The sequence below is a fragment of the Cupriavidus sp. SW-Y-13 genome, assembly GCF_009793345.1.
Lineage (GTDB): Bacteria > Pseudomonadota > Gammaproteobacteria > Burkholderiales > Burkholderiaceae > Cupriavidus.
Genome location: NZ_WHLX01000001.1, coordinates 2,060,256 through 2,087,102, shown reverse-complemented (window position 1 = coordinate 2,087,102; position 26,847 = coordinate 2,060,256). Strand labels below are relative to the sequence as shown.

Annotated in this window: 18 protein-coding genes; 7 read left to right on the top strand and 11 right to left on the bottom strand. The window is 63.9% G+C overall.

Annotated features, from left to right (window positions below):
* Window positions 1–140: 140 nt before the first annotated feature.
* Window positions 141–1,451 carry a hypothetical protein gene (locus GA566_RS09260; protein ID WP_160472571.1) on the top strand — a complete coding sequence of 437 codons (1,311 nt, stop codon included), beginning with the start codon at window positions 141–143 and terminating at the stop codon, window positions 1,449–1,451.
* On the opposite strand, the gene GA566_RS09255 is transcribed toward GA566_RS09260, so the two are convergent.
* From GA566_RS09255 to argA, 11 genes are all read right to left on the bottom strand, one after another.
* Window positions 1,452–2,633, bottom strand: a complete 1,182-nt coding sequence (locus tag GA566_RS09255; protein WP_160472570.1) for a nitronate monooxygenase family protein — start codon at window positions 2,631–2,633, stop codon at window positions 1,452–1,454.
* A gap of 198 nt (window positions 2,634–2,831) precedes the next feature.
* On the bottom strand, window positions 2,832–3,521 hold the full coding sequence (locus GA566_RS09250; RefSeq protein ID WP_160472569.1) for a carbonic anhydrase: 690 nt from the start codon (window positions 3,519–3,521) through the stop codon (window positions 2,832–2,834).
* Window positions 3,522–3,524: 3 nt separating this feature from the next.
* Entirely contained in the window at window positions 3,525–4,208 is a 684-nt protein-coding gene (gene narI / locus GA566_RS09245) for a respiratory nitrate reductase subunit gamma (RefSeq protein WP_137926195.1), read from the bottom strand.
* 18 nt (window positions 4,209–4,226) lie between these two features.
* Window positions 4,227–4,994 carry a nitrate reductase molybdenum cofactor assembly chaperone gene (narJ, locus tag GA566_RS09240; RefSeq protein ID WP_160472568.1) on the bottom strand — a complete coding sequence of 256 codons (768 nt, stop codon included), beginning with the start codon at window positions 4,992–4,994 and terminating at the stop codon, window positions 4,227–4,229.
* Window positions 4,995–5,008: 14 nt separating this feature from the next.
* Entirely contained in the window at window positions 5,009–6,562 is a 1,554-nt protein-coding gene (narH, locus tag GA566_RS09235; protein ID WP_160472567.1) for a nitrate reductase subunit beta, read from the bottom strand.
* Window positions 6,559–10,320 carry a nitrate reductase subunit alpha gene (locus GA566_RS09230; RefSeq protein ID WP_160472566.1) on the bottom strand — a complete coding sequence of 1,254 codons (3,762 nt, stop codon included), beginning with the start codon at window positions 10,318–10,320 and terminating at the stop codon, window positions 6,559–6,561. Before GA566_RS09230 ends, narH begins: the two co-directional genes overlap by 4 nt.
* 56 nt (window positions 10,321–10,376) lie before the next feature.
* The gene (locus GA566_RS09225; RefSeq protein ID WP_137926199.1) at window positions 10,377–11,762 is read right to left on the bottom strand and encodes a NarK family nitrate/nitrite MFS transporter; all 1,386 of its coding nucleotides are present in this window, start codon (window positions 11,760–11,762) and stop codon (window positions 10,377–10,379) included.
* Entirely contained in the window at window positions 11,759–13,042 is a 1,284-nt protein-coding gene (locus GA566_RS09220; RefSeq protein ID WP_160472565.1) for a nitrate/nitrite transporter, read from the bottom strand. Before GA566_RS09220 ends, GA566_RS09225 begins: the two co-directional genes overlap by 4 nt.
* A gap of 306 nt (window positions 13,043–13,348) precedes the next feature.
* Window positions 13,349–15,934: a hypothetical protein gene (locus GA566_RS09215; RefSeq protein WP_160472564.1), complete on the bottom strand. Its 2,586-nt coding sequence runs from the start codon at window positions 15,932–15,934 to the stop codon at window positions 13,349–13,351.
* A gap of 172 nt (window positions 15,935–16,106) precedes the next feature.
* A complete protein-coding gene (locus GA566_RS09210) occupies window positions 16,107–16,382 on the bottom strand; it encodes an oxidative damage protection protein (protein ID WP_137926202.1) in 276 nt (91 codons plus the stop codon).
* 107 nt (window positions 16,383–16,489) lie between these two features.
* Complete coding sequence (gene argA / locus GA566_RS09205) at window positions 16,490–17,953, bottom strand: amino-acid N-acetyltransferase (protein WP_160472563.1); 1,464 nt, start codon at window positions 17,951–17,953, stop codon at window positions 16,490–16,492.
* 23 nt (window positions 17,954–17,976) lie between these two features.
* Between argA and hrpA the strand changes: the two genes are divergently transcribed.
* The 6 genes from hrpA to GA566_RS09175 all read left to right on the top strand — a co-directional run bounded on the left by hrpA (window position 17,977) and on the right by GA566_RS09175 (window position 26,767).
* Entirely contained in the window at window positions 17,977–22,044 is a 4,068-nt protein-coding gene (gene hrpA, locus GA566_RS09200) for an ATP-dependent RNA helicase HrpA (RefSeq protein WP_160472562.1), read from the top strand.
* 132 nt (window positions 22,045–22,176) lie between these two features.
* Window positions 22,177–23,157: a cytochrome D1 domain-containing protein gene (locus tag GA566_RS09195; RefSeq protein WP_137927173.1), complete on the top strand. Its 981-nt coding sequence runs from the start codon at window positions 22,177–22,179 to the stop codon at window positions 23,155–23,157.
* 29 nt (window positions 23,158–23,186) lie between these two features.
* On the top strand, window positions 23,187–24,020 hold the full coding sequence (locus tag GA566_RS09190; protein ID WP_160472561.1) for a polysaccharide deacetylase family protein: 834 nt from the start codon (window positions 23,187–23,189) through the stop codon (window positions 24,018–24,020).
* Entirely contained in the window at window positions 24,020–25,015 is a 996-nt protein-coding gene (locus tag GA566_RS09185; protein WP_160472560.1) for a sterol desaturase family protein, read from the top strand. Before GA566_RS09190 ends, GA566_RS09185 begins: the two co-directional genes overlap by 1 nt.
* A gap of 66 nt (window positions 25,016–25,081) precedes the next feature.
* Complete coding sequence (locus GA566_RS09180; protein ID WP_137927176.1) at window positions 25,082–25,954, top strand: EI24 domain-containing protein; 873 nt, start codon at window positions 25,082–25,084, stop codon at window positions 25,952–25,954.
* Window positions 25,955–25,966: 12 nt separating this feature from the next.
* Window positions 25,967–26,767, top strand: a complete 801-nt coding sequence (locus GA566_RS09175; protein WP_137927177.1) for a molybdopterin-binding protein — start codon at window positions 25,967–25,969, stop codon at window positions 26,765–26,767.
* Window positions 26,768–26,847 lie beyond the last annotated feature (80 nt).

Below are 26,847 nucleotides of genomic sequence, written 5' to 3'. Positions count from 1 at the left end.
GGTTGTCGATTCTCCGCTCCTGTTGCCTCAATACTTCTGCGCTAGATCAAGAAAATGGCAGGTTGCGACGACGGCGTTATAGGGGGGACGTCCCACAATTTCGAGGGTGTATCACGTCACGAAGGCAGGCGAGGAGAACAATGAAGGCGGTAGATCTCGATTACGCGCAGGCACCCCGACCGGCGGTGGTGTTCGGTTGCCTGATGCCGGCGCCATGGTTGGGTGCCTTGGCGGGACTGTTGTTGGCGATCGGACCCGTCGATGGCCTGCCGGACCGATTCGCGCCTTTGGCGCTCGCCGCCGTTCATGCGCTGGCGCTCGGGATGCTGCTGCCGGTGATGGTCGGAGCGCTATTTCAGATGATGCCCGTGGTGGCGCGAGTGTCCGTATCGGGTAGCCGCTTTGCCTCGCCATTTATTGCACTGTGCGGCGCCACGGTTGCCTGCGGGCTCGCGGTCGGGTTTCTTGGTCTTGGCCCGCAGGGGTTTCGCTGGGCGGCGGTGGCCGCATTGTTTCTGGCTCTGGTGGCGGGTTTGCTGCTTGCAGCCGGTCGCCGGGTCGAACGGGTCGATGCCACCACGCGCACGCTGGCGGGTATCGGTGTGCCGTTGCTGGTGACCGTCGCAGCCGGCATGGCATTGGCCGGAATGCTCGGTGGGATGTGGACGCTGCCGCTCCACAAGATTCTGCCGCTGCACGTGGCATGGGGACTCGGCGGTTGGCTGGCGGCCCTGGTTTCGGGAGTGTCGGCAAAAGTGCTGCCGATGTTCTGGCAGGCGCGGCGCCTGCATCGCCGTGTCGCCGGGGCCTTGCCATGGCTGCACTGGCTGCCGCTGGCCGTGTTCAGCGTGGCGCTGGCGGTCAATCCGTCAGGGTTATGGGCTGTCGGGGCCTTGCTGGTGTGGCTCGCGCTGGTGGTGGTGCTGGCGACATCCATGCTCATTGCAGTACTCCGTGCCCGACGACGGCACGATCAACACTGGTTGCTCTGGATCGTTGCCATCGCCAGCATGCTGCTGGCCGCGATACTTACCTTTCTGATCCTGCTATGGCCGGGCGATATGCCGGCCGCCACGGCATGGTGGATCGGCGTGTTGGCAATGGTGGGAGGGGGTGTGCTGCCAATCACGGCGATGCTCGGCAAGATCGTGCCATTCCTGGTCTGGCTGCATCTGCGACGGCTGCTGCCGCTGCGCGCGCGGGTGCCGGTGATGCAGGAAATCATCTCGCCGGCGCGGCAGCGGCGACAGGCGGGGTTGATGCTGGCGGCCTACGGCGCGTTGCTCGCATTGCCGGTCGCCCCAGGTCCGATGGCGCGGGTGGGAGGGGTACTTTTTGCGCTGGCCTGTGCCTGGCTTGGCATGCAGTTGCTCGGCGCTATGCGCTGCATGCTTGCGATGCGCCGGCAGGGTGGTTTGCCGCCACGCCTGCCAGACACCAGCATCGAGTGACTAGGCCGCGAGCGCGGCGGGAGCGACGGGAACCTCCAGATCCTTTGGTTTTTCGCCCGTCATCAGGTAGTGCATCAGGTCGGCCACGGGCCGGATCGCCTCGCCGAAGGGCAGCTTGCCTTTGCCGCGGAAGAACAGGCCGCGCTCGACATCGCCGCGTACGGCCTGCGCCAGCTTGAGGTCGATGCAGAACTGGCCGATCTTGGCGATCCCGTCGCGCAGCCCGCAGTTCTGCAGGCAATCGAAGCCTTCAAGGCAATCGCGTGCCTTGGCGCGGCGTTGCAGACGGGTTTCGCTGGCGAGGTAGCGGGCCAGCCATGGCGTCAGCACCGCACGGGCCGGCAAACCGGCGACACTGGTGAACTCCTGGAGCGTGTCCGGTGTGGCGGTGGCCAACACCTGCTTGAACGCTGGATGCGCGTCGCATTCCTCGGTGACGGCGAACGCTGTGCCCAGTTGCACAGCCGAGGCACCTTCGCTGATCCAATGCTTGGCCTTTTCGTGCGTATTGATGCCACCGGCCAGGATCAGGGGAATGCTCTCCCAGGCCAGTCCAAGCGTCTGGAACAGCTCGCGGCACTCGCGCAGCACGCGCGAGAACGAAAAGCGGTCATCGCCGAGGTCCTGGATCGTGGCTGCGCCGAGATGGCCGCCAGCATGGGCGGGATGCTCGATGACGATGGCGTCGGGCAGGCGTCCTTTCTTCATCCACCGACGCAGCACCAGACCGATGCCGCGGCTTTCGGAGAGGATCGGAATCAGTGCAACCCTGGGATGATCCGCAGCCATTTCTGGCAGGTCCAGCGGCAGGCCAGCCCCCATGACGATGGCATCTGCGCCGCTTTCGCAGGCTTGCCTGACCATCTGGGCATGCGAGCCGATTGCCTTCATCACATTGACCGCAATGGCGCCGCGTCCATTGGCAAGTTGGCGGGCCGCGACGATTTCGCGGTCCAGCGCGATGCGGTTGGCGGCTTCGATCTGCGTCTTGTCGCGGGTTTTGTGCAGTTGAGCCATCAGGTCCGGATGATGATGGCGGAGGTCAATGCTGGCAATCGTGCCCATGCCGTTGTGGGCAGCCACGGTGCCTGCCAGGCGATGGGCGGAGATACCGACGCCCATCCCGCCCTGGACGATGGGCACCAGATTGCGCCCGGCAAGTTTCAGCCAATGTTCATTCATGAGTCCGTTCCGGTAGGGGTTTGTTCGACGGCCGCCCTGTGACCGCCTTGTCTCCCTACCGGTTGCTCGCCGGTGCAGGCACCATGCTGGCGGCAGGGCGGAATTGGTGGAGGGTGGCACGGCAAACGGCCTTGGACTTTAATCAAACGCAAACCGGAGCAATATCTTCCGCGACGAATCCGGATCGTGCCCTGGGCATCACCCGCATTCGGGTGACGTCCGGCGTAAGGGGCACACCAGCGGCAGGAAGCTGTCGGCACGCGCCGAGTACGCGAGCAGCGCACCAGCCTGCAGGTCGAAGTACCAGCCGTGCAGCGTCAGCGCACCGCGCCCGCACGCTTCGCGTACAAACGGAAACGATTCGAGGTTGCCGAGCGAAACCAGGATCGCGGCCTGCTCGCAGGCGCGCTGGCGCTGTTCCGCCGTTGCGTGGGAAAGCGACTGCTCGACCATGCGCCGCGCCGGGGAGGCGATGCGCACCCAGGGACCGATGAAGTCCTGACCGGCATCGATCCTGCCGGCCTCTTCGGGATCGGGCCGCGCCAGCAGTGCGCGAATGCCGCCGCAGCCGCCGTGCCCCATGACGATGATGCGCTCTACGCGGAGTTGTTCCACAGCGAACTGGATGGCGGCGGACACGCCATGCAGCCTCCCGGCCTCCGTCTCGTGGCAGGGCGGCACGAGGTTGGCTACATTGCGTACGGTGAACAGGTCGCCCGGATCGCAGCCCAGCAGCAGGCCGGGATCGACGCGCGAATCACTGCAGCCGATCAGAAGTGTCTGAGGATGCTGGCCGCTGCGCAGGGAATCGAACAGCGCTGGCGCGTCCTCGAAGTAATGCTGCTGGAAACGCTCGAAACCCTTCAGGAGTCGTTCGATCGTGTGCATGAGCTATCGACTTCGCACCAGCTGCCACGCGCGGCCAAGGTAGGCCACGGACGCAAAGCCGCTCCACACATGCACAAGCCTGGTGAACGGAAAGATCGCGAACAGCGAGATCCCCATGAACAGATGAGCCTTGAAGACCAGCGGGGCATCGGCAATGTAGCTTGCGGCATCGGCGCGCAGCGTGACGATATGCTGGGCCCAGGTCATCAACTGCAACATCATGTGGCCGTCCATATGGCTGGCCGAGGCGAAGATCGTCGAGAGCCCCAGCAGCAGCGTCACCAGCAGCCACAGCAGCAGGACCTTGTCGCCCGTGCGCGTGACAGCGGATACGCGGGCATTGGTAAGCCGGCGGTGCAGCAGGATCAGCAATCCGGCCAGGCACATAGTGCCCATCACGCCACCGGCTGTCATTGCCACGGCTTGCTTGAGGCTGTGCGAGACACCGAGCGCATCCCAGACCGCCACGGGCGTGAGCAACCCGCCGAGGTGGCCGAAGAACAGCCCGATGATGCCGACGTGGAACAGGATGTTTCCGACGCGCAGGTTGCCGCGATACAGCACCTGCGAACTGTCGGACTTCCATGTGTACTGCTCGCGCTCGAACCGCGCGAGGCTGCCGAACAGGAAAATGGCAGCGGCGATATACGGATAGACGCCGAAGAGGAATTGGTTGACCAGGTTCATGATGTTTCTTCTCTGGTTTTACGATTGAGAGGCGAGTTCCGATTGTTTTCTCCCCTCTCCCGCGTGCGGGAGAGGGGCGGGGGAGAGGGCCGGCGGTGGCTTTGCGAGGAACTGGATAGTGGCGACATGCTTCCCCTCTCCTCCAACCCCTCTCCCGCACGAGGGAGAGGGGAGCGAACCCGAGCCGGGGCCAAGCAGCGGCTCCACACCATCCGCCCCCGGCCCGAACATCTCCATGGCCTCGTCCATATCGCGCACGGGCGGGTCTTCCTGTGCCTGCGGCTGGACATCGGTCAGCGTGCGCAGCACGGCGAATGCGCTCGCATATGGGCTGTCGTTGCGCGCCAGCCGATCACCGATTGCAGCGAGCACGTGGATGGCGTCGCCTAGCAACTGCTCGGCGTGTGCCTCTCGTCCATCCAGCGCGAGTACGCCCAGGAACTCCAGGAACAGCGGTACGTAGTCAGGCAATTCGGATGTGACGAGGTCGAAGCCTTCGCGTCGGTATTCCTCCAACAGGTCCACCATTGCCTGGCCGCGATCGCGGCTCTCGCCATGCACATGCTCGAACAGGTGCAGCGAGTGGGACGGATTGCGGTCGAAGGTGGCCACGTAGTTTTCCTGCAGCGAAATCAGCGACGTGCTGCGCAACAGGTCGGTGAGAGGGGCCAGCAACGTGCGGGCCTGCGGCCACTCGGCAAGGCACTGCTCGATCTCGTCGAGGCTGTCGAGCAGCGCTTCGTCCGGGTAGGTGAGCAGGGCGCTCAGTACGGTATGAATTTTCATCTTCGTTTCCCGGTTCAGGTGGCCAGCGCCTTGCGGCGCGACGTAGGCAGGTCTGCGTAGGCGACTTCCGGCTGTGGCTTCTTTTTGCCGAACAGCGTGCCGTCCGAAGTGCCGCCCGAGCAGCCGTTGCCAAAGCTGAAACCGCAACTGCCTTTCTCGTCGAAGCTGTCCTCGGCCATTTCCTTGTGGGCGGAAGGCACCACGAAGCGATCCTCGTAGTTGGCGATGGCCATGATCTGGTACATCTCCTCGACCTGGGCCGGCGTCAGGCCCACTTGCCGCAGCACCGCCAGGTCTTCCACGCCATCCACGGACTGGCTGCGCTTGTACGCGCGCATGGCGAGCATGCGATCAAGCGCCGACAGCACAGGCATCACATCGCCGGCCGTCAGCAGGTTGGCGAGGTATTGCACGGGGATGCGCAGGCTCTTGACGTCCGGGATCACACCGTTCATGCCCATGAAGCCGGATTCGGCGGCCGACTGGATCGGAGAGAGCGGCGGGATGTACCAGACCATCGGCAGCGTGCGGTACTCGGGATGCAACGGGAAGGCTACCTTCCACTCGCAAGCCATCTTGTAGACGGGCGACTTGCGCGCGGCATCGATCCAGCTTTGCGCAATGCCCTGGCGCAGCGCTTCGGCCTGAACGGCGGGATCGTTCGGGTCCAGGAAGATGTCGAGCTGCGACTGGTACAGGTCGCGCGTATCTTCCACCGACGCGGCTTGCTCGATGCGGTCCGCGTCATAGAGCATCACGCCGAGATAGCGGATGCGTCCGACGCAGGTTTCCGAGCAGACCGTGGGTTGCCCGGCTTCGATGCGCGGATAGCAGAACACGCATTTCTCGGCCTTGCCGCTCTGCCAGTTGAAATAGATCTTCTTGTAAGGGCAGCCGGAGATGCACATGCGCCAGCCGCGGCACTTGTCCTGGTCGACGAGCACGATGCCATCTTCCTCGCGCTTGTAGACCGAGCCGGACGGGCAGGACGCCACGCAGGTCGGGTTCAGGCAGTGCTCGCACAGACGGGGCAGATACATCATGAAGGTGTTCTCGAACGTCGAGTACACGTCCTTCTGGATGTTGTCGAACAGCTTGTCGCGGCTGCGCGAATCGAACTCGCCGCCCAGGTCGTCTTCCCAGTTCGGACCCCATTCGATCTTCTCCATCTTCTTGCCGGTGATGGCGGAGACCGGGCGCGCCGTCGGCGGCGTTTCCACCAGCGGCGCCTTCTGCAGGTGCTCGTAGTCGTAGGTGAACGGCTCGTAGTAGTCGTCGATCTGCGGCATGTTCGGATTCGCAAACATGTTCGACAGGATCTTCGCGCGGCCGCCCTGGCGCGGTGTCAGGCTGCCGTCGCCGTTTCGCTTCCACCCGCCGTTCCACTTGTCCTGGTTTTCCCATTCCTTTGGAAACCCCACGCCGGGCTTGGTCTCGACATTGTTGAACCAGGCGTATTCCACGCCCTCGCGGCTGGTCCATACGTTCTTGCAGGTTACGGAGCAGGTATGGCAGCCGATGCACTTGTCGAGGTTCAGCACCATGGCCACTTGTGCGCGGATCTTCATTGCGGGGCTCCTTCAGACTTCCTTGCCTTGTTTTGGGGGGAGGGATCTTCTTTTCGCGGACCTTCGAGCCAGTCCACCTTGTTCATCTTGCGCAGGATCACGAATTCGTCGCGGTTGCTGCCTACCGTGCCGTAGTAGTTGAAGCCGTAAGCCAACTGCGCGTATCCGCCGATCATGTGCGTGGGCTTGGTGACGGCGCGCGTCACCGAGTTGTGGATGCCGCCCCGCATGCCGCTGGTCTCGGCGCCCGGTACGTTCACGATCTTTTCCTGGGCGTGGTACATCAGACACATGCCCTGGGGCACACGCTGCGATACCACGACGCGGGCGGTCAGCGTGCCGTTCACGTTGAACACTTCCACCCAGTCGTTGTCGCGGATGCCGTTGGCCTTGGCCTCGGCTTCCGAGATCCACACGTGCGGACCGCCGCGCGACAGCGTCAGCATGCGCAGGTTGTCGGAGTACGTGGAGTGGATGCCCCACTTCTGGTGCGGCGTGATCCAGTTCAGCACGAGTTCGGGGTTGCCGTTCGGCTTGCGGCCCAGCATGGGGCTCACGGTCTTGGTGTCGATGGCCGGTTTGTAGACGCATGCACCTTCGCCGAAATCGAGCATCCACCGGTGGTCTTGATAGAACTGCTGGCGGCCAGTCAGCGTGCGCCATGGAATCAGTTCATGCACGTTGGTGTAGCCGGCGTTGTAGCTGACTTCCTCAGATTCCAGACCCGACCACGTAGGCGCGGAGATGATCTTGCGCGGTTGCGCCTGCACATCGCGAAAGCGGATCTTGTCGTGCTCGCGGCCTTCGGCCAGATGCGTGTGATCGCGACCCGTGATCTTCGACAGCGCCTCCCAGGCTTTCACCGCGACGTGTCCATTGGTCTCGGGTGCGAAGGTCAGGATCATTTCGGCAGCGTCGATGGCCGTCTCAAGACGCGGCCGGCCCTGGCTCACGCCGGGCTCGGTCACGGTCTTGCTGAGGTGGCCGATCTCGCCCACTTCGTGCTTCGTGTCCCAATTGATGCCCTTGCCGCCATTGCCGAGCTTGTCCAGCAGCGGCCCGATCGATGTGAATTTCTTGTAGATGTCTGCGTAGTTACGCTCCACCACGGTCATCGACGGCGCGGTCTTGCCGGGGATCAGGTCGCATTCGCCTTGCTTCCAGTCCTTCGGCTCGAAGGGCTGGCCCAGTTCGCCCGGGGTGTCGTGCAGCAGTGGCGTGCAGACCAGATCCTCGCGTGTGCCGAGATACGGGCCGGCGATCTCGGTGAACTTTGCCGCGATGGCCTTGTAGATTTCCCAGTCGGTCTTGCTTTCCCACAACGGCTGCACGGCTTCGGACAGCGGGTGGATGAACGGGTGCATGTCCGACGTGTTCAAGTCATCCTTCTCGTACCACGTGGCCGTGGGCAGCACGATGTCGCCATACAGGCAGGTCGTGCTCATGCGGAAGTCGAGCACAGTCAACAGGTCGAGCTTGCCCTCGGCGGCAGGACGCACGGTGACTTCGCTCGGCTTGATCGCGTCGTTTTCATCCCCGAACACGGCGTTCTGCGTGCCGAGCAGGTACTTGAGGAAGTATTCGTGGCCCTTGCCCGAGCTGCCCAGGATGTTCGAGCGCCAGACGAACATGTTGCGCGGGAAGTTGGCGGGGTTGTCGGGGTCGTCGCACGCAAATTGCAACGTGCCGGACTTCAACTGTTCGACGGTATGGGCGATGGGGTCCTTGCCGGCGGCGCGCGCATCGGCCACCACGTCGAGCGGATTGCGGCCCAGTTGCGGGGCCGAGGGCAACCAGCCCATGCGCTCGGACTTCGCGTTGAGATCGAGCAGCGACAGGTTCTCGTAGCGTTTGCGGTCGGCGGTGGCCGCGAGGATCTCGTCCACGCCGAGCTTCTCGTGGCGCCATTGGCTGGTGTGGCTGTAGAAGAACGAGGTGCCGTTCATCTGGCGCGGCGGACGCGACCAGTCGAGGCCGAACGCCAGCGGTGCCCAGCCGAACTGCGGCCGCAGTTTCTCCTGTCCCACATAGTGCGCCCAGCCGCCGCCGCTCTTGCCCACGCAGCCGCACATCATCAGCAGGTTGATAATGCCGCGATAGATCATGTCGTTGTGATACCAGTGGTTCAGTGCGGCGCCCACGATGACCATGCTCTTGCCCTGCGTGCGATCCGCGTTGTCCGCGAACTCGCGCGCCACCTGGATCACGAGCTTGCGCGGCACGGACGTATGCTTCTCCTGCCAGGCTGGGGTGTAGGGTACGTCATCGTCGAAGGACGTTGCCACGTTCGGGCCGCCCAGCCCCTGATCCACGCCGTAGTTCGCCATTTGCAGGTCGTAGACCGTGGCCACGTGGACCTTGCTGCCATCGGCCAGCGTCAGGCAGCGCACCGGGACGCGGCGCGTCAGCAGGTCGGCGTGTTCGCCGCCAAAGTAGGGGAAACCTACCTCGACGACTTCATCGTCATGGCCAATCAGCGAGAGGCGCGGCATGATGTCGCGCCCCGTGCCGCCATCCTTCATCTCCAGGTTCCAGCGGCCTACCTTCTCGCCGCCGTTGTGGGCGCCTTCACCCCAGCGGAAGCCGATGGAGCCATTGGGTGCGACGATGTCGCCAGTGGTCTCGTCGATCAGCAGTGTCTTCCAGTCTGGCTGGTTGGCCTCGCCGAGGTTGCCGTCGAGCTGCGATGCACGCAGGAACTGGTCGGGCACGAGCGTCCCGTCCTGGTCACGCAACGCCACGAGCATCGGCATGTCGGTGTATTGCCGGATGTAGTCGCGGAAGTACGCGGACTTGCCGTTGGCGTGGAATTCCTTGAGCACGACATGACCCATCGCCATGGCCAGCGCGGCATCTGTGCCTTGCCTGGGCGCGAGCCAGATGTCGCCAAACTTGACCATTTCACCGAAGTCCGACGACACGGCCACGGTCTTGGTGCCCTTGTAGCGGACCTCAGTGTAGAAGTGCGCATCGGGCGTGCGGGTCTGTGGCACGTTCGAACCCCAGACCATCAGGTAGGTGCTGTTGTACCAGTCGGCAGATTCGGGCACATCCGTCTGTTCGCCCCAGATCTGCGGGCTGGCCGGTGGCAGGTCGCAATACCAGTCATAGAACGACAGGCAGGCGCCACCGATCAGGCTCAGGTAGCGGGCACCGGCGGCGTACGACACCATCGACATCGCAGGAATGGGCGAGAAGCCGATCACGCGGTCGGGGCCGTATTCCTTCACCGTGAACGCGTTGGCGGCGGCGATGATTTCGGTGGCGGTGTTCCAATCGGCGCGCACGAAACCACCCTGGCCACGCACGCTCTTGTAGCGCGCGGCCTTCTCGGGGTCCTGGCTGATCGATGCCCACGCGGCGATGGGGTCCATGGTCTTGCGCGCCTCGCGCCACATCTCCATCAGGCGGCCCCGGATCATCGGATATTTCACGCGCTGGGCCGAGTAGACGTACCAGCTATACGACGCGCCACGCGGGCAGCCGCGCGGTTCGTGATTGGGCAGGTCGGGGCGGGTGCGCGGGTAGTCGGTCTGCTGGGTTTCCCAGGTGATCAGGCCGTTCTTGACATAGACCTTCCACGAGCACGAGCCGGTGCAGTTCACACCGTGCGTGGACCGCACGATCTTGTCGTGCTGCCAGCGGCTACGATAGCTGTTTTCCCACTTGCGGTCCTCGTTGACCACGGTGCCATACCCATCCGCGTACGTGGACTTGATCCGCGACAGGAACTTCAATCGATCCAGAAAGTGAGACATGTCTTATGTACTCCGACTTGCTTTGTTTTGTGGGGCCTGGAAGGGGTGACTTGCACTCAGCAGGGCATGGGGGCATTGCGACGGGCGTAGTACCACCACGTCACGAGTACGCAACTCACGTAGAAGGCGATGAAGCAATACAGCGCGGCATCGGGCGTGCCGGTCATCTCCAGCGATGTGCCGAAGCTCTTGGGGATGAAGAAGCCGCCGTAGGCGCCGATTGCACCTGAGAAGCCGAGCACCGCAGCGGACTCCTTGCCCGCGTCCTGCAGCGCCTGCTTTTGCGCCGCGTCGCCACGCCCGGCGGCGGCGCGCTGGCGCTCGGTCAGGAAGATCACCGGAATCATGCGGAAGGTGGAGCCGTTGCCCACGCCCGCCAGTGCAAACAGGACGATGAACGCAGCCAGGAATGCCTGGAAGTTGCCGACGTTGCCGTCGTGGGGCAGGGCGGCCAGCACCGCGCAGACGGCGGCAATCATGCCGACGAAAGTCCACAGCGTGACGCGCGCCCCGCCAAGCTTGTCCGAAATCCAACCGCCCACCGGGCGCGTCAGCGCGCCGACCAGCGGGCCGAGGAATGCGTAAGCCGTGGGATTGATGCCGGGGAACTGCGACTTGGTGAGCAGCGCGAGTCCGGCAGAAAATCCGATGAACGAGCCGAACGTGCCGATGTAGAGCCAGCACATCAGCCAGTTGTGCTTGCGCTGGAAGATCACGGCCTGCTCCGCAAACGATGCGCGTGCCGAGGCGATATCGTTCATGCCGAACCACGCGGCCAGCGACGCCACCACGATGAACGGCACCCAGATGAAGCCGGCGTTCTGCAACCAGAGGCTTTGCGATACGCCATTGGCGGTGTGGGTTTGCGGTTCACCGCCGAGCGCACCGAACACGGCCAGCGACACCACCAGCGGCGTGACGAACTGCACCACCGATACGCCGAGATTGCCGATACCCGCGTTCAATCCCGTTGCCAGCCCTTTCTTCGCCTTGGGGAAGAAGAAGCTGATATTGGCCATCGACGAACTGAAGTTCGCGCCACCCAGGCCGCACAACAGGGCCAGCACCAGCAGTGTGGGGTAGCTTGTCGAGGGATCACGCAGGGCAAAGCCGATGCCGAGCGCCGGGATCAGCAACAGGGCGGTGGAGATGGCGGTGAAGCGCCGTCCGCCGAAGACTGGAACGAGGAACGAGTAGAAAATGCGCAGCGTGGCGCCAGACAGCGCGGGCAAGGCCGTGAGCCAGAACAATTGGTTCTTGCTGAACTGGAAGCCGGCGCGGTCAAGGTTGACCGCCACTACGCTCCAGAGCATCCAGATCACGAACGCCAGCATCAGTGCGGGAATCGAGATCCAGAGATTGCGATAGGCGATGCGTTCGCCTTCCGCGCGCCAGAACACGGCGTTCTCGGGCTCCCAGCGGGTCAGTACGGAACTGGTCATGATTGTTGGGGAATGAGGGTTGAGGGTGCAGAACGTTCGCCACGGTGGCTGTAGTGCATCCAGACCAGGCTTACGCAGACCGTGCCGTACATCAACATGAAGCAGCTGCTGCCGATGCCGGTGAGGTCGGCCAGTGCACCGAACATGATCGGGAGGATGAAGCCGCCAAGCCCGCCGGCCAGGCCCACCACCCCGGATACCGCGCCGATGTTGTGCGTGAAGTCATTCGAAATGAACTTGAAGACCGATGCCTTGCCGATGGCGAACGCGATGCCCACTACGAACATCAGGATCGTGAACAGCGTGGGCGTCAGCGCGATGTGGAACGATTGCGGACCGGTGGCGGTGTAGATCGTGAAATCGGTCTTCGGATAACTGAGCAGGAAGAACGCCACCCAACTGATCCACATGACCCACCACGTGGTGCGATGCGCGCCGTAGCGGTCGGAGATCCATCCGCCGATCGCGCGCAGCACGCCGCCCGGCAGCGAGAAGCAGGCGGCCAGGAAGGCAGCGGTCTTGATGTCGAAGCCGTATTCGCCGATGTAGTACTTGGTCATCCACAGCGCCAGCGCCACGTAGCCGCCGAACACCACGGAGTAGTACTGCGAGTAGCGCCACACGCGTGGATCGCGCACCATCGCCATCTGTGCGCGCCAGCTCGTGGCCGAGGCCGAGCGGTGCGAAGGATCGCTGCGCGAGAACACCCAGAACAGCACGGCGGTGACGAGCATCGCCACGGAGTACACCTTCGGCACGATTTCCCAGGTGCCGGCCGCGAGGATCAGTACTGGTGCCACGAACTTGGTCAGCGCGGCCCCCGAGTTGCCGGCGCCGAAGATGCCCATCGCCAGACCCTGCCGCGAACGCGGGAACCACCGTGCGACGTAGGGCGTGCCCACCGAGAACGAGCCGCCGGCCAGCCCGACGAATAGTCCCAGCACCAGCAGTTGCCAGAACGTGTGGACATAAGAAATCAGCCAGATCGGCACCACCGTCAGCAGCATCAGCACGAAGAACACGATCCGACCGCCGTAGCGATCCGTCCAGATACCGAGCGGCACACGCACCAGCGAGCCGCTGAGCACAGGCGTGGCTGCCAGCAGGCCGAACTCGGTATCGCTAAGGCCCAGTTCGGCTTTGAGCGGGATGCCGAGCACCGCAAACATCATCCAGACGGCAAAGCAGATGGTGAAGGCGAAGGTGCTGGACCAGAGGGTCATCCAGCCCCCGGGAGGGACCGGCGCTGCGGATGAAGAAGGGTGCGATGCTGAAGACATAGCCGTTTCCGGAGTCACTTTGAAGAGTGATGCCAGAGTAGGCCGATGCCGGGCCCACGCCTATTCGTCAGGCGAGGAGGGGAAGGGGAATGGGATAGGTGAGTGGAACTAGGTCGGGAGAACTAGGTGAAAGACTTGTACTTTTCTCCCTTTTCGGTTTTCTCCCCTCTCCCTCTGGGAGAGGGCGGGGGAGAGGGCATGCGGTGCAAATTGCGATGTGGTCGGCAAGCAGAACCTCCGGCCCTCACCCCCAGCCCCTCTCCCGCAACGCGGGAGAGGGGAGCGGACCGGCGGGAAATCAAATGCCTACCGGCAAATCTTCCGCCGTGCCTTCACCCGCCGCAGCACCTTCGGCGCATCCTGCCCGACCTTGTCCGCCATAAAACTGATCGGGTTGTTCATATAGGCCGCCAGCTTGTCACGCACGAACGATGTGTCGTCGCCCACCGTCGAGATGATCCCCGTCGTCGCGCCGCCGCCGAGCAGCATTGTGAAGATGCCGCGATACGGGAAGTCGCCATAGGCGGGCACGCTGACGTCGAACGGCTCCGAGCGCTTGAACATGTCTTCGGCGGTGCTGCCCATTGCCCAGTGGAATGCCTGCGGGAATTGCAGCGCGACAATCCTTGGGTGGATGTTGTGATAGTCCGAGCCAATGGCTGCGTCGCCGAAGATGTAGGTGCCGCCCGTGCCCCAGTTCTGGGTGTCGAAGTCGACGTTGACCGCATCGCTGACCAGCGGCGCATGGCTGGCCGGAACCTGCCACGGCATGATCGGAAACTTCAGGTCGCGGCTCAGACCAGCGCAGAAGTCGAAAAATCGCTTCCACTCGTGCGTCCAGTAGCAGTAGCCGTTGGCGTAGCTGCGGATCGTGAAATCGTCGGCCTCGTAGCGGTCCACGGCCAGGAAGTCCGGCACGTCCGGACCTTCGTGGACGCGCATGGCGCGGATGAAGGCCGCTGTCTCCAGCGCGTTGAGGCGCGGTGCATCATCGGACGAGTAGATCCACTCCGACGCCCCCACCCCCCAGAGGTTGACCTGCCAGCCGTACGTCACAGCGGGGGCGATGGTGCGGAACAGCCAGTTCACCGCTGCCACATAGCCCCGAATGTTTTCCTCGATGTGCGAGGGAATGGTGGCCGCCACGTTCCAGTGGTCGAGCGCCATCCGCAGTGGCTCGCGCACGGGCATGGCGTACTCGGGGCCGAATCCGCCTTGCTGGCACGCGCCCAGGAAGTCGGGGTTGATGACGTAGCCAGCAGGCACGGGGTGATCGGCATCGATGTGCTCGTTCACCAGATTCAGCGAGAGGATCAGGTTGCCGAAGCTGTGCGCCAGGCCCTGCTTGTTGGCGAGTTGCGTGGGCGTGTCACCGAGCGACAGGTTGCATGTGTACGAGACGATCACCGGCAACACCTTGTGCCCGCCACCGATCTGCCGCTCCACATCGCGTGCGAGCAGCACCGTGGCCGTGGTCTGGTTGTCGGAGGTCAGGTAGACGTTGGCATCGCCCGCGCCGTCGAAGCCCGCGTACTTGAACACCGACGATGCGCGCGCGGCCACGAAATCCGCCGCATTGCCCGGCGTCAGGTCAGCGCAGCCGCCGAAGCTCAGAAAGCTGGGAAAGCCGCGCACGTTCAGGTTGGCACCCTTGGCCACGTCGATGGTCAGCCGCGAGGTGCCGTTGGGCAGTACCAGCGCCTGCACAGGTGTGAAGACGTTGTGGACCGTGCCGTCGATGATGAAGTCCGAGACCTCGACGTCGTAGTGCTGGGGCTGCACCGGTACGGCGAAGTCGTAGATATGCGTGCCCGCCAGCAGGTGGAAGTCCTGCTTGTAGGTCATGTTCGGTGCCACGAGCCGCACGGTGAGCGGCGTCGCCACGGCCACGTCGGACGTGATGAATACCGGCAGCGTGACATAACCACCGGTGTCCACTGCGGTGGATGTCATCTCGGCCTCGGTGAACACGACCGCTTCCACCGATGCGGTCAGGTTGCGCAGCTTGGATGGGAAGCTGTAGCGCACGTTGTTCAGGCTGATCGTCCTGGCGTTCACATCCACCGCACCCGCCGTCGGCAGGCCAGTCAGCGGCAGCATGTTGTCGGGAGCCAAGCCAACTTCGGCCAGGACCTCGCCGGTGTTGCGGACCACCACGCTGATGTCGAGTTCCTCATCGTCCAGAACGGGGATCGGCCCGACGGCGAGGTCGAGGCGGGCATAGTGCTGGGCCGGGCCATAGTCGATGACGAGCGCGGCCGTGCCACCTGCTGACAGCGCGATGCTGGTGGGATGCATCTGCGCATTGGCCACCACGGTATAGGTGTGGTTGGCGAGCGGGCTCACCGACACCTGGTAGTTGCCACTGGGCAACGAAATCGGCGTGGTCGTGCCCGGCGACACGGCCTGCGCATGGATCTGCGAGCCTTCCGTAAAGGTAACGGTCTGCGCCACGGAGTACAGCGCGGGGTCGGGAGCGGAGGCCGTCTGGATGCGCACCGTGCCGTTGGTACTGGGCAATGCATCGGCGGCCAGAGCAAACGACGACAAGTAGGTCTCGACATCGTCGCCGGTCAGATCGCCGTTGATGCCGATCTGCACCTTGTCCGTTGCCGCGAACGTATAGGCGGATTCGAGGCCGACCTCCGCCTCGACGTTCCAGTGCTGTCCGTCGATCTGATCGTTCTGGGTCCGGGCCGTGGTGGCCCGCCAGCTTTGCAACTGAAGATTGAAGTCGGTGGGCTGCACGGCTGCCGGGGAGCGGAACTTCAATCCGAGGAAGTGCTCGACCCTGACGGCCGTGCCGTCGCTGTTGCGGATATTCGAGATCGAGATCACGCCGTACCACTGCGACGCGCCGCTCTCCACCTTGATGTCGAAAAGAATTGCCATGGTTCCTGCCTCCGCCTGGTTGTGAACGCAGCGCGCAGTGCGCCGTCGTCAGCGCAGAGTAGGGGGCAAGACAGGGTGGGGGGAATGGATTGCCGAAGCGGCGGGAGGTGGAATATTTCCCCTCTCCCGCGTGCGGGAGAGGGGAGCAAACCAGTAGCGGGAGCGGAACCGCTTAAGCCGAAGGCGGCGGCACGTAACCCATGGCTTGATCAGCGCCTTCACCGAAGAAATACTTCTCGGTCTGCTTGAGCAGGTACTGGCGCGCGCGGGTGTCGGCCATGTTCAGGCGGTTTTCATTGATCAGCATCGTCTGGTGCTTGAGCCAGCCGGCCCAGGCTTCCTTCGAGACGCTTTGCCAGATCTTCTTGCCGAGTTCGCCCGGCAGCGGGGGGAAATCGAGACCTTCCGCTTCCTTGTTCAGTTTGACGCATTGGACCATGCGGGCCATGTGGGACTCCTTCTTTCGTGTGGGCGCTATTGTAGCCAAGCTCGCGGGACGGGGCAGCGGCGGCTGCCCATGTCCCTGCGGCGCATATTGTTATGTCGTACCAGGGGTTACAGCTTCTTCATCAGCACCATCGACTTGCGCTGCCAGTTGTAGAGCTTGCGCTTGTCTTCGGGCAGGTCGTCCACGCTGGCGTGGACGAAACCACGTTTCAGGAACCAGTGCTCGGTGCGCGTGGTGAGTACGAACAGACGCTCGAGTCCCAGCGTACGGGCGCGGCGCTCGATGCGCTTGAGCAGCCGCTCGCCGTCGCCGGTGCCCTGCGCTTCCGAGGAAACGGTCAGGCAGGCCATCTCTCCCATGTTCTCGCGCGGGAATTCGTAGAGCGCGGCGCAGCCGAACAGCACATTGTCGTGCTCGATGACCGAGAACTTGTCGATGTCGCGCTCGATCAGGTGGCGTCCGCGTGGCACCAAAGTGCCATCGGCTTCCAACGGGGCGATCAGTTGCAGGATGCCGCCCACGTCGTCGAGCGTGGCTTCGCGCAGGCTTTCCAGATCGGTATCGGACACCATCGTGCCCACGCCATCGTGCAGGAACAGTTCCAGCAGCACCGAACCATCGAGGTCGAACGGAATCAGGTGGGCACGCGGCACACCGTTGCGCAGCGCCTTGACCAGATGCTGGAGGTAATAGGCCACGTCAGGCGGCAGGTGATTGTTCTGCAGGCGCTCCATGGCGGTACGCAGCGACATCTCCTTCATCAGCTTGCCCACGGCATCGGGCACGCCTGGCACTTCGGTGATGTAGATCAGCTTGTCGGCCTTGAGCGCGCTGGCCGTGGCGCTGGCCACATCTTCCATCGACAGGTTGAACGCCTGCCCGGTGGGCGAGAAGCCCAGTGGCGACAGCAGCACCACCTTGCCGTGCGACAGCGACATGCGCATGGATTCGTCATCCACCTTGCGCACGAGTCCCGTGTGCTGGTAGTCCACGCCATTGACGATGCCCACTGGCCGAGCGGTGATGAAGTTGCCGGAAATCACAGAGAGCTGCGCGCCGGCCATCGGCGTGTTCGGCAGGCCCTGGCTGAAGGCGGCCTCGATGTCGAGGCGCAGTTCGCCGGCAGCTTCCTTGGCGCATTCCAGCGCCGCGTTGTCGGTGATGCGCACGCCATCGGCGTACTGCGACTGCACGTTGCGCAGCGCAAGCTGTTCTTCCACCTGCGGCCGCGAGCCGAACACCAGTACTACGTGCATGCCCATCGCGTGCAGCAGCGCCACGTCGTTGACCAGTGCGTTGAGCACACCGGCCTTGACCAGTTCGCCGCTGAAGGCGATCACGAAGGTCTTGCCTCGGAACGTGTGGATGTACGGGGCGACGGCGCGCAGCCAGTCCACGAACTGCTGCTGGTCCGGCGGGCTGGCTTCGGCCAGTTCGGCGCCTGCCAGGGCGGACGGAATCGGCGTGACGGGCGCAGGCACTTCGGACTGAGCGTCCAAGGCAGGAGCGGTCGGGGCAGGGGCGGCGGCAGGATCGGGGTCCTGTGCGGGGGAGTCGGTTCTGGCGTTCATGCGGCGGATTATAATCCCGGCCAATGTCAGCACAACGCCCCGCCAAACAAGCCCCGGCCCAGCCTGCCGCGGCCCCATCGAAATCGGCCAGCCAGCAGCCCGCTCCGCGTGACGCAGGCGGCGGCACGCGGCCGCCCCGTCAGCCGCAGAAGGCGCAGCAGAAGCCGCAGCCGATTCAGGCCGCCAAGCCGCAGCAGCAGGCCCGGCTGCCCCGGTCTCAAAAACCAGCAGACGGCGCGCCTCGCCCGCCTCGTCCTCCGCGTGAGCCGCGTCCGCCACAGCCGGAGCGCTTGGCCAATCCGCTGCCTGAGATCACGTTCCCCGAGGCGCTGCCGGTTTCGGCCCGCCGCGACGAGATCGCGCAGGCCATGCGCGACAACCAGGTGGTTATCGTGTCCGGCGAGACCGGCTCGGGCAAGACCACGCAGTTGCCGAAGATCGCGCTGTCGATCGGGCGCGGGCCGGCGCGGGAAGGCAAGCCCGGCGGCGGGCTGATCGGCCACACGCAGCCCCGGCGGATCGCGGCCACGTCCACGGCCAAGCGAATCGCGCAGGAACTGGGCACGCCGGTGGGCGAGCACGTGGGTTACCAGGTGCGGTTCAACGACGCGATGTCCGCAGGCGCCTCGGTCAAGCTGATGACCGACGGCATCTTGCTGGCCGAGACGCAGAATGACCCGCTCCTGCGCGCCTATGACACGATCATCATCGACGAGGCGCACGAACGCAGCCTCAACATCGATTTCCTGATCGGCTACCTGCGCCAGATCCTGCCCAAGCGGCCGGATCTCAAGGTCATCATCACGTCGGCGACGATCGATGCAAAGCGCTTTGCCGAGCATTTCGCGCGCAATGGCAAGCCGGCGCCGGTGATCGAGGTCAGCGGACGGCTGTATCCCGTGGAAGTTCGCTACCGACCGATTCAGGAGGACAAGCCGGCCGACGCCCCGCCGAAGGGCGAGAAAGCACGCGAGCGCGACCTGTTCGATGGCATCGTCGACGCCGTGGACGAACTTTGCCGCCTGGGCCCGGGCGACGTACTGGTCTTCCTGCCTGGCGAGCGCGAAATCCGCGAGGCGGCCGAGGCGCTACGCAAGCACCATCCGCCGCATACGGAGATCCTGCCGCTGTTCGCGCGCTTGTCCGTGCAGGATCAGGAGCGCGTGTTCCGGGCATCCAACGCGCGCCGCATCGTGCTGGCCACCAACGTGGCGGAAACTTCGCTGACCGTGCCGGGCATCCGCTACGTCGTCGATACCGGGCTGGCGCGTGTGAAGCGGTATTCGTACCGCAACAAGGTCGAGCAACTCCAGGTCGAGTCGATTTCGCAAGCCGCCGCCAACCAGCGCGCGGGTCGTTGCGGCCGCGTGGCCGATGGCGTCTGTATCCGGCTCTACGAGGAAAGCGATTACCAGGGCCGTGCGCGCTTTACCGATCCGGAGATCCTGCGCTCGTCGCTGGCTGCCGTGATCCTGCGCATGAAGGCGCTGCGGCTCACCGATATCGAGGCGTTCCCGTTCATCGAGCCGCCGCTGGGCCGCGCCGTGGCCGACGGCTACCAGTTGCTGCAGGAACTGGGGGCGCTCGACGAATCGAATCAGCTCACGTCCACGGGCCGGCAGGTGGCCAAGTTGCCGCTGGACCCCCGCGTGGCCCGCATGATTCTGGCCGCGCGCGATCACCAGTGTCTGCGCGAGGTGCTGATCATCGCCAGCGCGCTGTCGGTGCAGGACCCGCGCGACCGTCCGCCCGATGCGCAGGAAGCCGCCGATCAGGCCCATCGCAAGTTCATGGACGAAAAGTCCGAGTTCCTCGGTTGGGTCAAGTTGTGGAAGTGGTTCGAGGAGGCGGTGGCACACAAGAAGACCAACCGCCAGTTGCAGGACCAGTGCCGCAGCAACTTCCTGTCGCACGTGCGGCTGCGCGAATGGCGCGATGTGCATTCGCAACTGCTGACCACGGTGAGTGAGCAGGGCTGGCGGCTCAACGAGAGCGAGCCGACCTTCGAACAGGTGCACAAGGCGCTGCTGACGGGCCTGCTCGGCAACGTCGGACTGAAACTCGACGAAGCCGACGGCAAGGGCCGCGAGTATCTGGGCGCGCGGGGGATCAAGTTCCACCTGTGGCCGGGTTCTCTGATCGCCCGCAAGGTGGGCCGCTGGATCATCGCCGCCGAACTGGTGGAGACCAGCCGCCTCTTTGCACGAACGCTGGCGCGCGTGGAACCCGAATGGATCGAACAGGTGGGGCGCCACCTGCTCAACGTGAGCTGGAGCGAGCCGCACTGGGAGAAAAAGGCGGGACAGGTGGTGGCGATGGAGCGCGGCACGCTATATGGCCTGCCCGTGTACCAGCACCGGCGCGTGCATTTCGGGCCGATGAACCCGAAGGAAGCGCGCGAACTGTTTATCCGTGGTGCATTGGTGGAAGGCGAGTTCGATACGCGCCTGCCGTTCTTCGCCCATAACCAGCGTCTGGTGCGCGAGATCGAGAACCTGGAACACAAGTCGCGCCGGCAGGACGTGCTGGTAGACGACGCGCTGATCTATGCGTTCTACGACGGTGCGATTCCCGCCGACATCCACAACCAGGTGTCGTTCGAGCAGTGGTATCAGGCCGAGGCCGCGAAGCTGCCCAAGGACCGCAAGCTGCTGTACCTGAACCGCGACGAACTGATGCGTCACGAGGCGGCCGGTATCACGACGGACCTGTTCCCGAAGATCCTGCCCGTAGCCGGTATCGACATGGGTTTGACGTACCACTTCGAGCCGGGCAGCCATCGTGATGGCGTGACGCTGACTGTGCCGCTCTACGCACTGAATCAGGTGCGGCCCGATCGCGCCGAATGGCTCGTGCCGGGCATGATCAAGGAGAAGGTGCACCTGCTGCTGAAATCGCTGCCGCAGAAACTGCGCCGTCACTGCGTGCCGCTGCCCGATTACGCAGCAGGTTTTGTCGATCGCCAGCCGTTTGGCGAGGGCGACCTGATCGACGTGCTGATTGCCGATATCCGCGCCGAGACCGGCACCATGATCCGCCGCGCCGATTTCAAGCTCGAGACGCTGCCAGTGCATCACACGATGAACTTCAAGGTCATCGACGAGCACGGCCGGCAACTCGACATGGGCCGCAACCTGGCCCAGTTGCGTGCCGAGTTCGGCGGACAGGCGCAGCAATCGTTCCAGAACATTGCCGCGCGCGATGTGCCGGCTGCGGAGGCGGGCCAGTACGAGAACCTGACCTCGTGGTCGTTCGGCGAATTGCCGGAACTGCTGGAAATCCGCAAGGGCAACCAGACGCTGTTTGGCTATCCGGCGCTGGTGGATCGCACCGATCATTGCGACGTGGAAGTCTTCGACGATCCGCAGGAAGCGGCACGCATCCATCACGTGGGGCTGCGCCGGCTGTTTGCGCTGCAACTGCGCGAGCAGGTCAAGTTCATCGAGAAAAACATCCCCAACCTGCAACAGATGGCGATGCAGTACATGACGCTGGGGTCGCAGGAGGAACTGCGCAACCAGATCGTGCTGATGGCGCTGGAACGCGCCTGTCTGCAACCGCCGCTGCCGCGTAACGAATCCGAATTCAACGCGCGCAAGGAAGAGGGGCGGGCACGACTCTCGCTGCTGGCGCAGGAAATTGCCCGACTCGTCGGCACGATCCTGGCGGAGTACGCGGGTCTGCCACGCAAGCTGCTGCAGGCCAAGCCGCATGGTAGCGCCTATCAGGATCTGGAGGCGCAACTCGGTCGACTGATGAGCAAGTCATTCGTGGCCGATACGCCGTACAACCAGCTCGTCCACTTCCCGCGCTATCTCAAGGGTATGGCGATGCGCGTGGACAAGCTCAAGGGCGACCCGGGTCGCGACAGTCAGCGCACGCAGGAAATGTCGCCGCTGATCCAGCAATGGCAGCGCGCAGAGAAAATGCTGCGGTCGCAGGGCAGGGGCGCGGTGGTGGATGAGCGCATGGATGAGTTCCGCTGGATGCTGGAAGAACTGCGGATCGCACTGTTCGCGCAGGAACTGAGGACGCCGCAGCCCATGTCGGTGAAGCGGCTGCAGAAGGTTTGGGAGAGTATGCAGCGCTGAAAACCCGGCGGAAGCTGTCGCCGCCTCACATGTATCCAAATGTAAGTAACCCTAAAGATTCCTCTCAGTTCGTCAGCGCATTCCATAGCCGAAACGTTAGAATGCCCGGTTCGTATCGAAATCCACTGTCTTATGCTCGCGTTGCGTCGTGTCGTAGCTGTTTCGGTTGGCGCCCTGGCGCTGGCCCTGGTGTCCGCGCCGGCTCTCGCGGAAGTGGTTACCATCCTGAATTCAGGTGATGCTAGCGTCACCTTAATCGACAAGGATACCCAGAAGGTCATCGAGACCTTCCCGGTTGGCAAGGAGCCGCACCACCTGATCGCCACGCCCGACGACAAGTCGCTGATCGTGGCGAATGCCGTGGGCAACGATCTGGTGTTCTTGGATCCGGTGACCGGCAAGGTCCAGCAGCGCGTGCCGAATATCGACGATCCCTACCAGATCGGATTTTCCCCAGACAGCAAGTGGTTCATCGCCACCGGCAACCGCCTGGACCGCGTGGACGTGTACCGCTGGGATGGCCATCAGCTCAAGATCGCCAAGCAGTTCCCGTTGGCCAAAACGCCCAGCCACATCGCGTACACGGCAGACAGCAAGATCGCCTTCATCACGCTCCAGGATTCCAACCAGATCGCCGCTATCGACCTGAATACGCTGACGGTGATGTGGGTCATGGAAGCCGGTTCGGCACCCGCTGGCGTCTGGGTGACGCCGGATCAGAAATACCTGCTCGTGGGCATGACCGGCGCGGACTACGTGGCCGTCATTGACTGGCGCACGCGTACCGTGGTCAAGCAGATCCAGACTGGCAAGGGCGCGCACAATTTCCGCGCGGTGGGCGACAAGCGCCACCTGTTCCTGACCAACCGCGTGTCCGGCTCGATCAGCATCATCGACCAGCAGACGTTGTCCAAAGTGGGCGATATCACGGGTCTGCTGCCGGGGCCCGACGACATGGAGCTGACCGCGGACGGCAAGACGCTGTGGGTGACGTTCCGCTGGGCGCGCTCGGTGGGGTTGATCGACGTGGCCAGCCGCAAACTCGTGAAGACGATCCGTGTAGGTAAATCGCCGCACGGCATCTATTTCAAGACGCGCGCTCCGCTGTATTGATGGGTTGACACGTTCTTGCTGAGGACATCATGCGCAGCTTGATTTCGCGCATCGCCATGCTGGCTCTGGCATCTGCCAGCGCCGTGGCACTGGCAGCCGAGCCGGCGCACCAGGCCGGCGCCTGCCGCGCCGGCACGCTCTACCTGACCTTCGACACCGGCAGCATGAGCCAGGCCGAACTGATTGCCCGGACGCTGCGCAAGCACCATATCCGGGCGACGTTCTTCCTGGCCAGCGAGCCGACCGTCAACAAGGACAACTCGCTCGATTCCACCTGGGCTTCGTACTGGAAATCGCTGGCCGCCGATGGCCACGCGTTCGGCACGCATACCTTCGATCACGTCTACCTGCGCAGCGTCCGCGAAGGCAAGGTCACGATGCGCCCGCAGTTCGGCGCACAGGCGGGACGCGACACGGTCATGACCGAGGCGTCTTTCTGCGCCGAACTGCGCCGCAGCGCGCAGGCATTCCAGTCGATGACCGGGCAGCAGATGGTGCCGCTCTGGCGCGCGCCGGGTGGCCGTACCGCGCCGCAGACGCTGGCCTGGGCCGAGCAGTGTGGCTTCAAGCACGTAGGCTGGGCGCCGGCAGGCTTCCTGGGCGACGAGTTGTCGTCCGAGAAATTTCCGAATCAGGCATTGCTCGACAAGGCGCTGCGCGATCTTCGCGACGGCGACATCACGATGGCCCACCTCGGCATCTGGTCGCGCAAGGACCCCTGGGCGCCAGCCGTGCTGGAGCCGCTGATTACCGGACTCGAAAAGAAGGGCTTCTGCTTCGCCACGCTGCGTGAACATCCGCTATACCGGAACTGGATCGTGCAACACGGCCCGGTGCAAGCTGCGACGGGAGCGAAACAGTAATGTGGGATGCCTTCAGTAACTGGGTAAGCCTTTGGGTCGGCCAGATCGAAGCCACGGTGTTCCAGGACGCCATCCTGCCGGTGGTCTACAACCTCGGATTCGGCGGCTATGCGGAGGATGCCTTCACGGGCACCGAATGGCTGCTCGTGGGCGTGGTGCAGATTGCCGTGATGTTCCTGATCCTCGGTCCGCTGGAAAAACTGCGCCCCGTGGAGGCCGTGACCGATCGCGCGGCCATCCGCACCGACATGCTCTACACGGTGATTCACCGGCTCGGACTGTTCCGGCTCGCCATGTTCTTCCTGCTGGCGCCGCTGATGGATGGCATCGAAGGCCATTTGCGCCTGCTGGGCTGGCAGCGTGTGAATGTGGAAGACTGGTGGCCGGCGGTGACCGCGATCCCGCTGGTCAGCTTCTTTATCTACTTGCTGCTGTTCGACCTGCTCGACTACTGGTATCACCGGCTGTCGCACACCTACCGCTGGTGGTGGAGCCTGCATGCGTTGCATCACAGCCAGCGTCAGATGACGCTGTGGAGCGATAACCGCAATCACCTGCTTGACGATATCCTGCGCGACGCCGTGTTCGCGACCGTGGCACTGGCGGTGGGGGTGGAACCCTCGCAATACGTGCTGCTCGTGGCGCTGTCGCAATTGCTGCAGAGTCTGCAACACGCGAATCTGCGCGTGCACTTTGGCTGGCTGGGTGAGCGGCTGATCGTGTCGCCACGCTTCCATCGCACGCACCACGCCGTGGGACTGGGCCATGAACGGCAGGGCGCCGATGGCCGCGCCGTGCGACTCGGCGGCTGCAACTACGGTGTGATTTTCCCGTGGTGGGACATGCTGTTCCGCACCGCCGTCTTCACCGAAGCCTATTACCCCACCGGCATCCGCGACCAGATGCCGCCCCCTGCTGGCAAAGGCCGCAGCTACGGTGCCGGTTTCCTGTCCCAGCAATGGCTGGGGATCAAGCGGCTGCTGCGGCTCGGGTGACATTTGGGAGGCGAAAGACGCACGGCGCTGTGCTAGGCTTTCAGGGCTTTCTCCACTCCTGATCGCATGAACGATATCTTCCGCGCGTTTGGCCGCGCTCTTGTCAGCCAGATGCATCCGCGCATGCTGATGCTGACCGTCATTCCCTTCGTCCTGGCCACCGTCCTCTGGGGCGGCTTGATCTGGTGGGGCTGGGAGCCAATCATGGGCACGGCCCGCACGTTGCTCGAAGGCTCCGTCTTCACAAGCTGGATCTATTCAATGCTCGACTGGCTCGGTCTGCAGTCGCTGCGTACGGTGGTGGCGCCGCTATTCGTGCTGACGCTGGCCATTCCGCTGGTGATCGCCTCGATGCTTGTCTTTATCAGCCTGTTCTCGGTGCCCGCCGTGTTAAAGCACCTGGAGCGCAGTTATCCCGACCTGCACAAGGCGCGCGGAGGCAGCATCGCCGGCAGCGTGTTCCAGGCGCTCGGCAACACCGTAGTGTTCCTGCTGCTGATCGTGATCACGTTGCCGCTTTGGCTGATTCCTCCTTTCTTCGCGCTGATTCCGCCCGTGCTCTGGGGTTGGCTGACCTACCGCGTGATGACCTACGACGCACTGGCCGAACATGCCACGGCGGAGGAGCGCAAGACACTCATGAAGCGGCATCGCGTGCCGCTGCTGACCATGGGCGTGGTGGTGGGCCTGCTGGGCTCGGCGCCCACCTTGCTGTGGGTCTGGTCGGCTGTCATCATCTTCCTGTTTCCGGTCGTACTGGCCGGCACGCTGTGGCTCTACGTGCTGATCTTTATCTTCTCGGCGTTGTGGTTCGGCCATTTTTGCCTGCGCGCGCTGACGGACCTGCGTGCCGAGCGTGCCGCCATCACGCCGCCGCCAGCGGGGCCGGACGTTATCGACCTGGCGCCGTCGGACGTGCGCCGCATCGAACAATCCTGAAAGAGGGGCATCATGGGTTTCGGTCTGATTGTCATTGGCGACGAGATTCTCTCTGGCCGTCGCGAAGACAAGCACATGCGCCGCGCCATCGAGTTGCTGGCCGCGCGCGGCCTGGCACTGGACTGGGCCGAATACATCGGCGACGAGCGCGATCGCATCACGGCCACGCTGCGCCGCACGTTCGCGGGCTCGGACGTGGTGTTCTGCACGGGCGGCATTGGCGCCACGCCTGACGATCACACGCGCCAATGCGCGGCAGCAGCGCTGGGCGTGGAACTGGCTCTGCATCCTGATGCGCGCGAACAGATTGCGCTGCGCATCGCGGAGACGGCGGAAGGGGATCCGGTCAAGGCCGACCTGACCCGGCCCGAGAACCAGCATCGCTTCAAGATGGGCGAGTTTCCGGCGGGCGCCCGGATTATTCCGAACAGCTACAACCGTATTCCGGGTTTCTCTGTGGCCGATCACCATTTCATGCCTGGTTTCCCGGTCATGGCGTGGCCGATGATGGAATGGGTGCTCGATCACTACTACCCGTCGCTGTTCCATCGTGACGCGGAACAATCGCGCGCATTCTATGTGTTCGAGGCACCTGAATCGACGCTCACGCCGCTGATGGAGCAGGTGCAGGACACCTTCCCCGGCATCCGCGTGTTCAGCCTGCCGTCAGTCGGCGATGTCTCGCGCGGCGACCGCTTTGGACGACGCCATATCGATCTCGGCGTGAAGGGGCCGGCGGAGCTGGTGCCGGCGGCCTATGCGATGTTGCTGGGTGGGGTGTCTGCGATGGGGTTCGAGATCGTCGAGCAGTAGTAAAGACTTCGACATTCCCCTAGGCTTGCTTCCCTCTCCCGCCCCTCTCCCACTTCGCGGGAGAGGGGAGAGCGGCCATT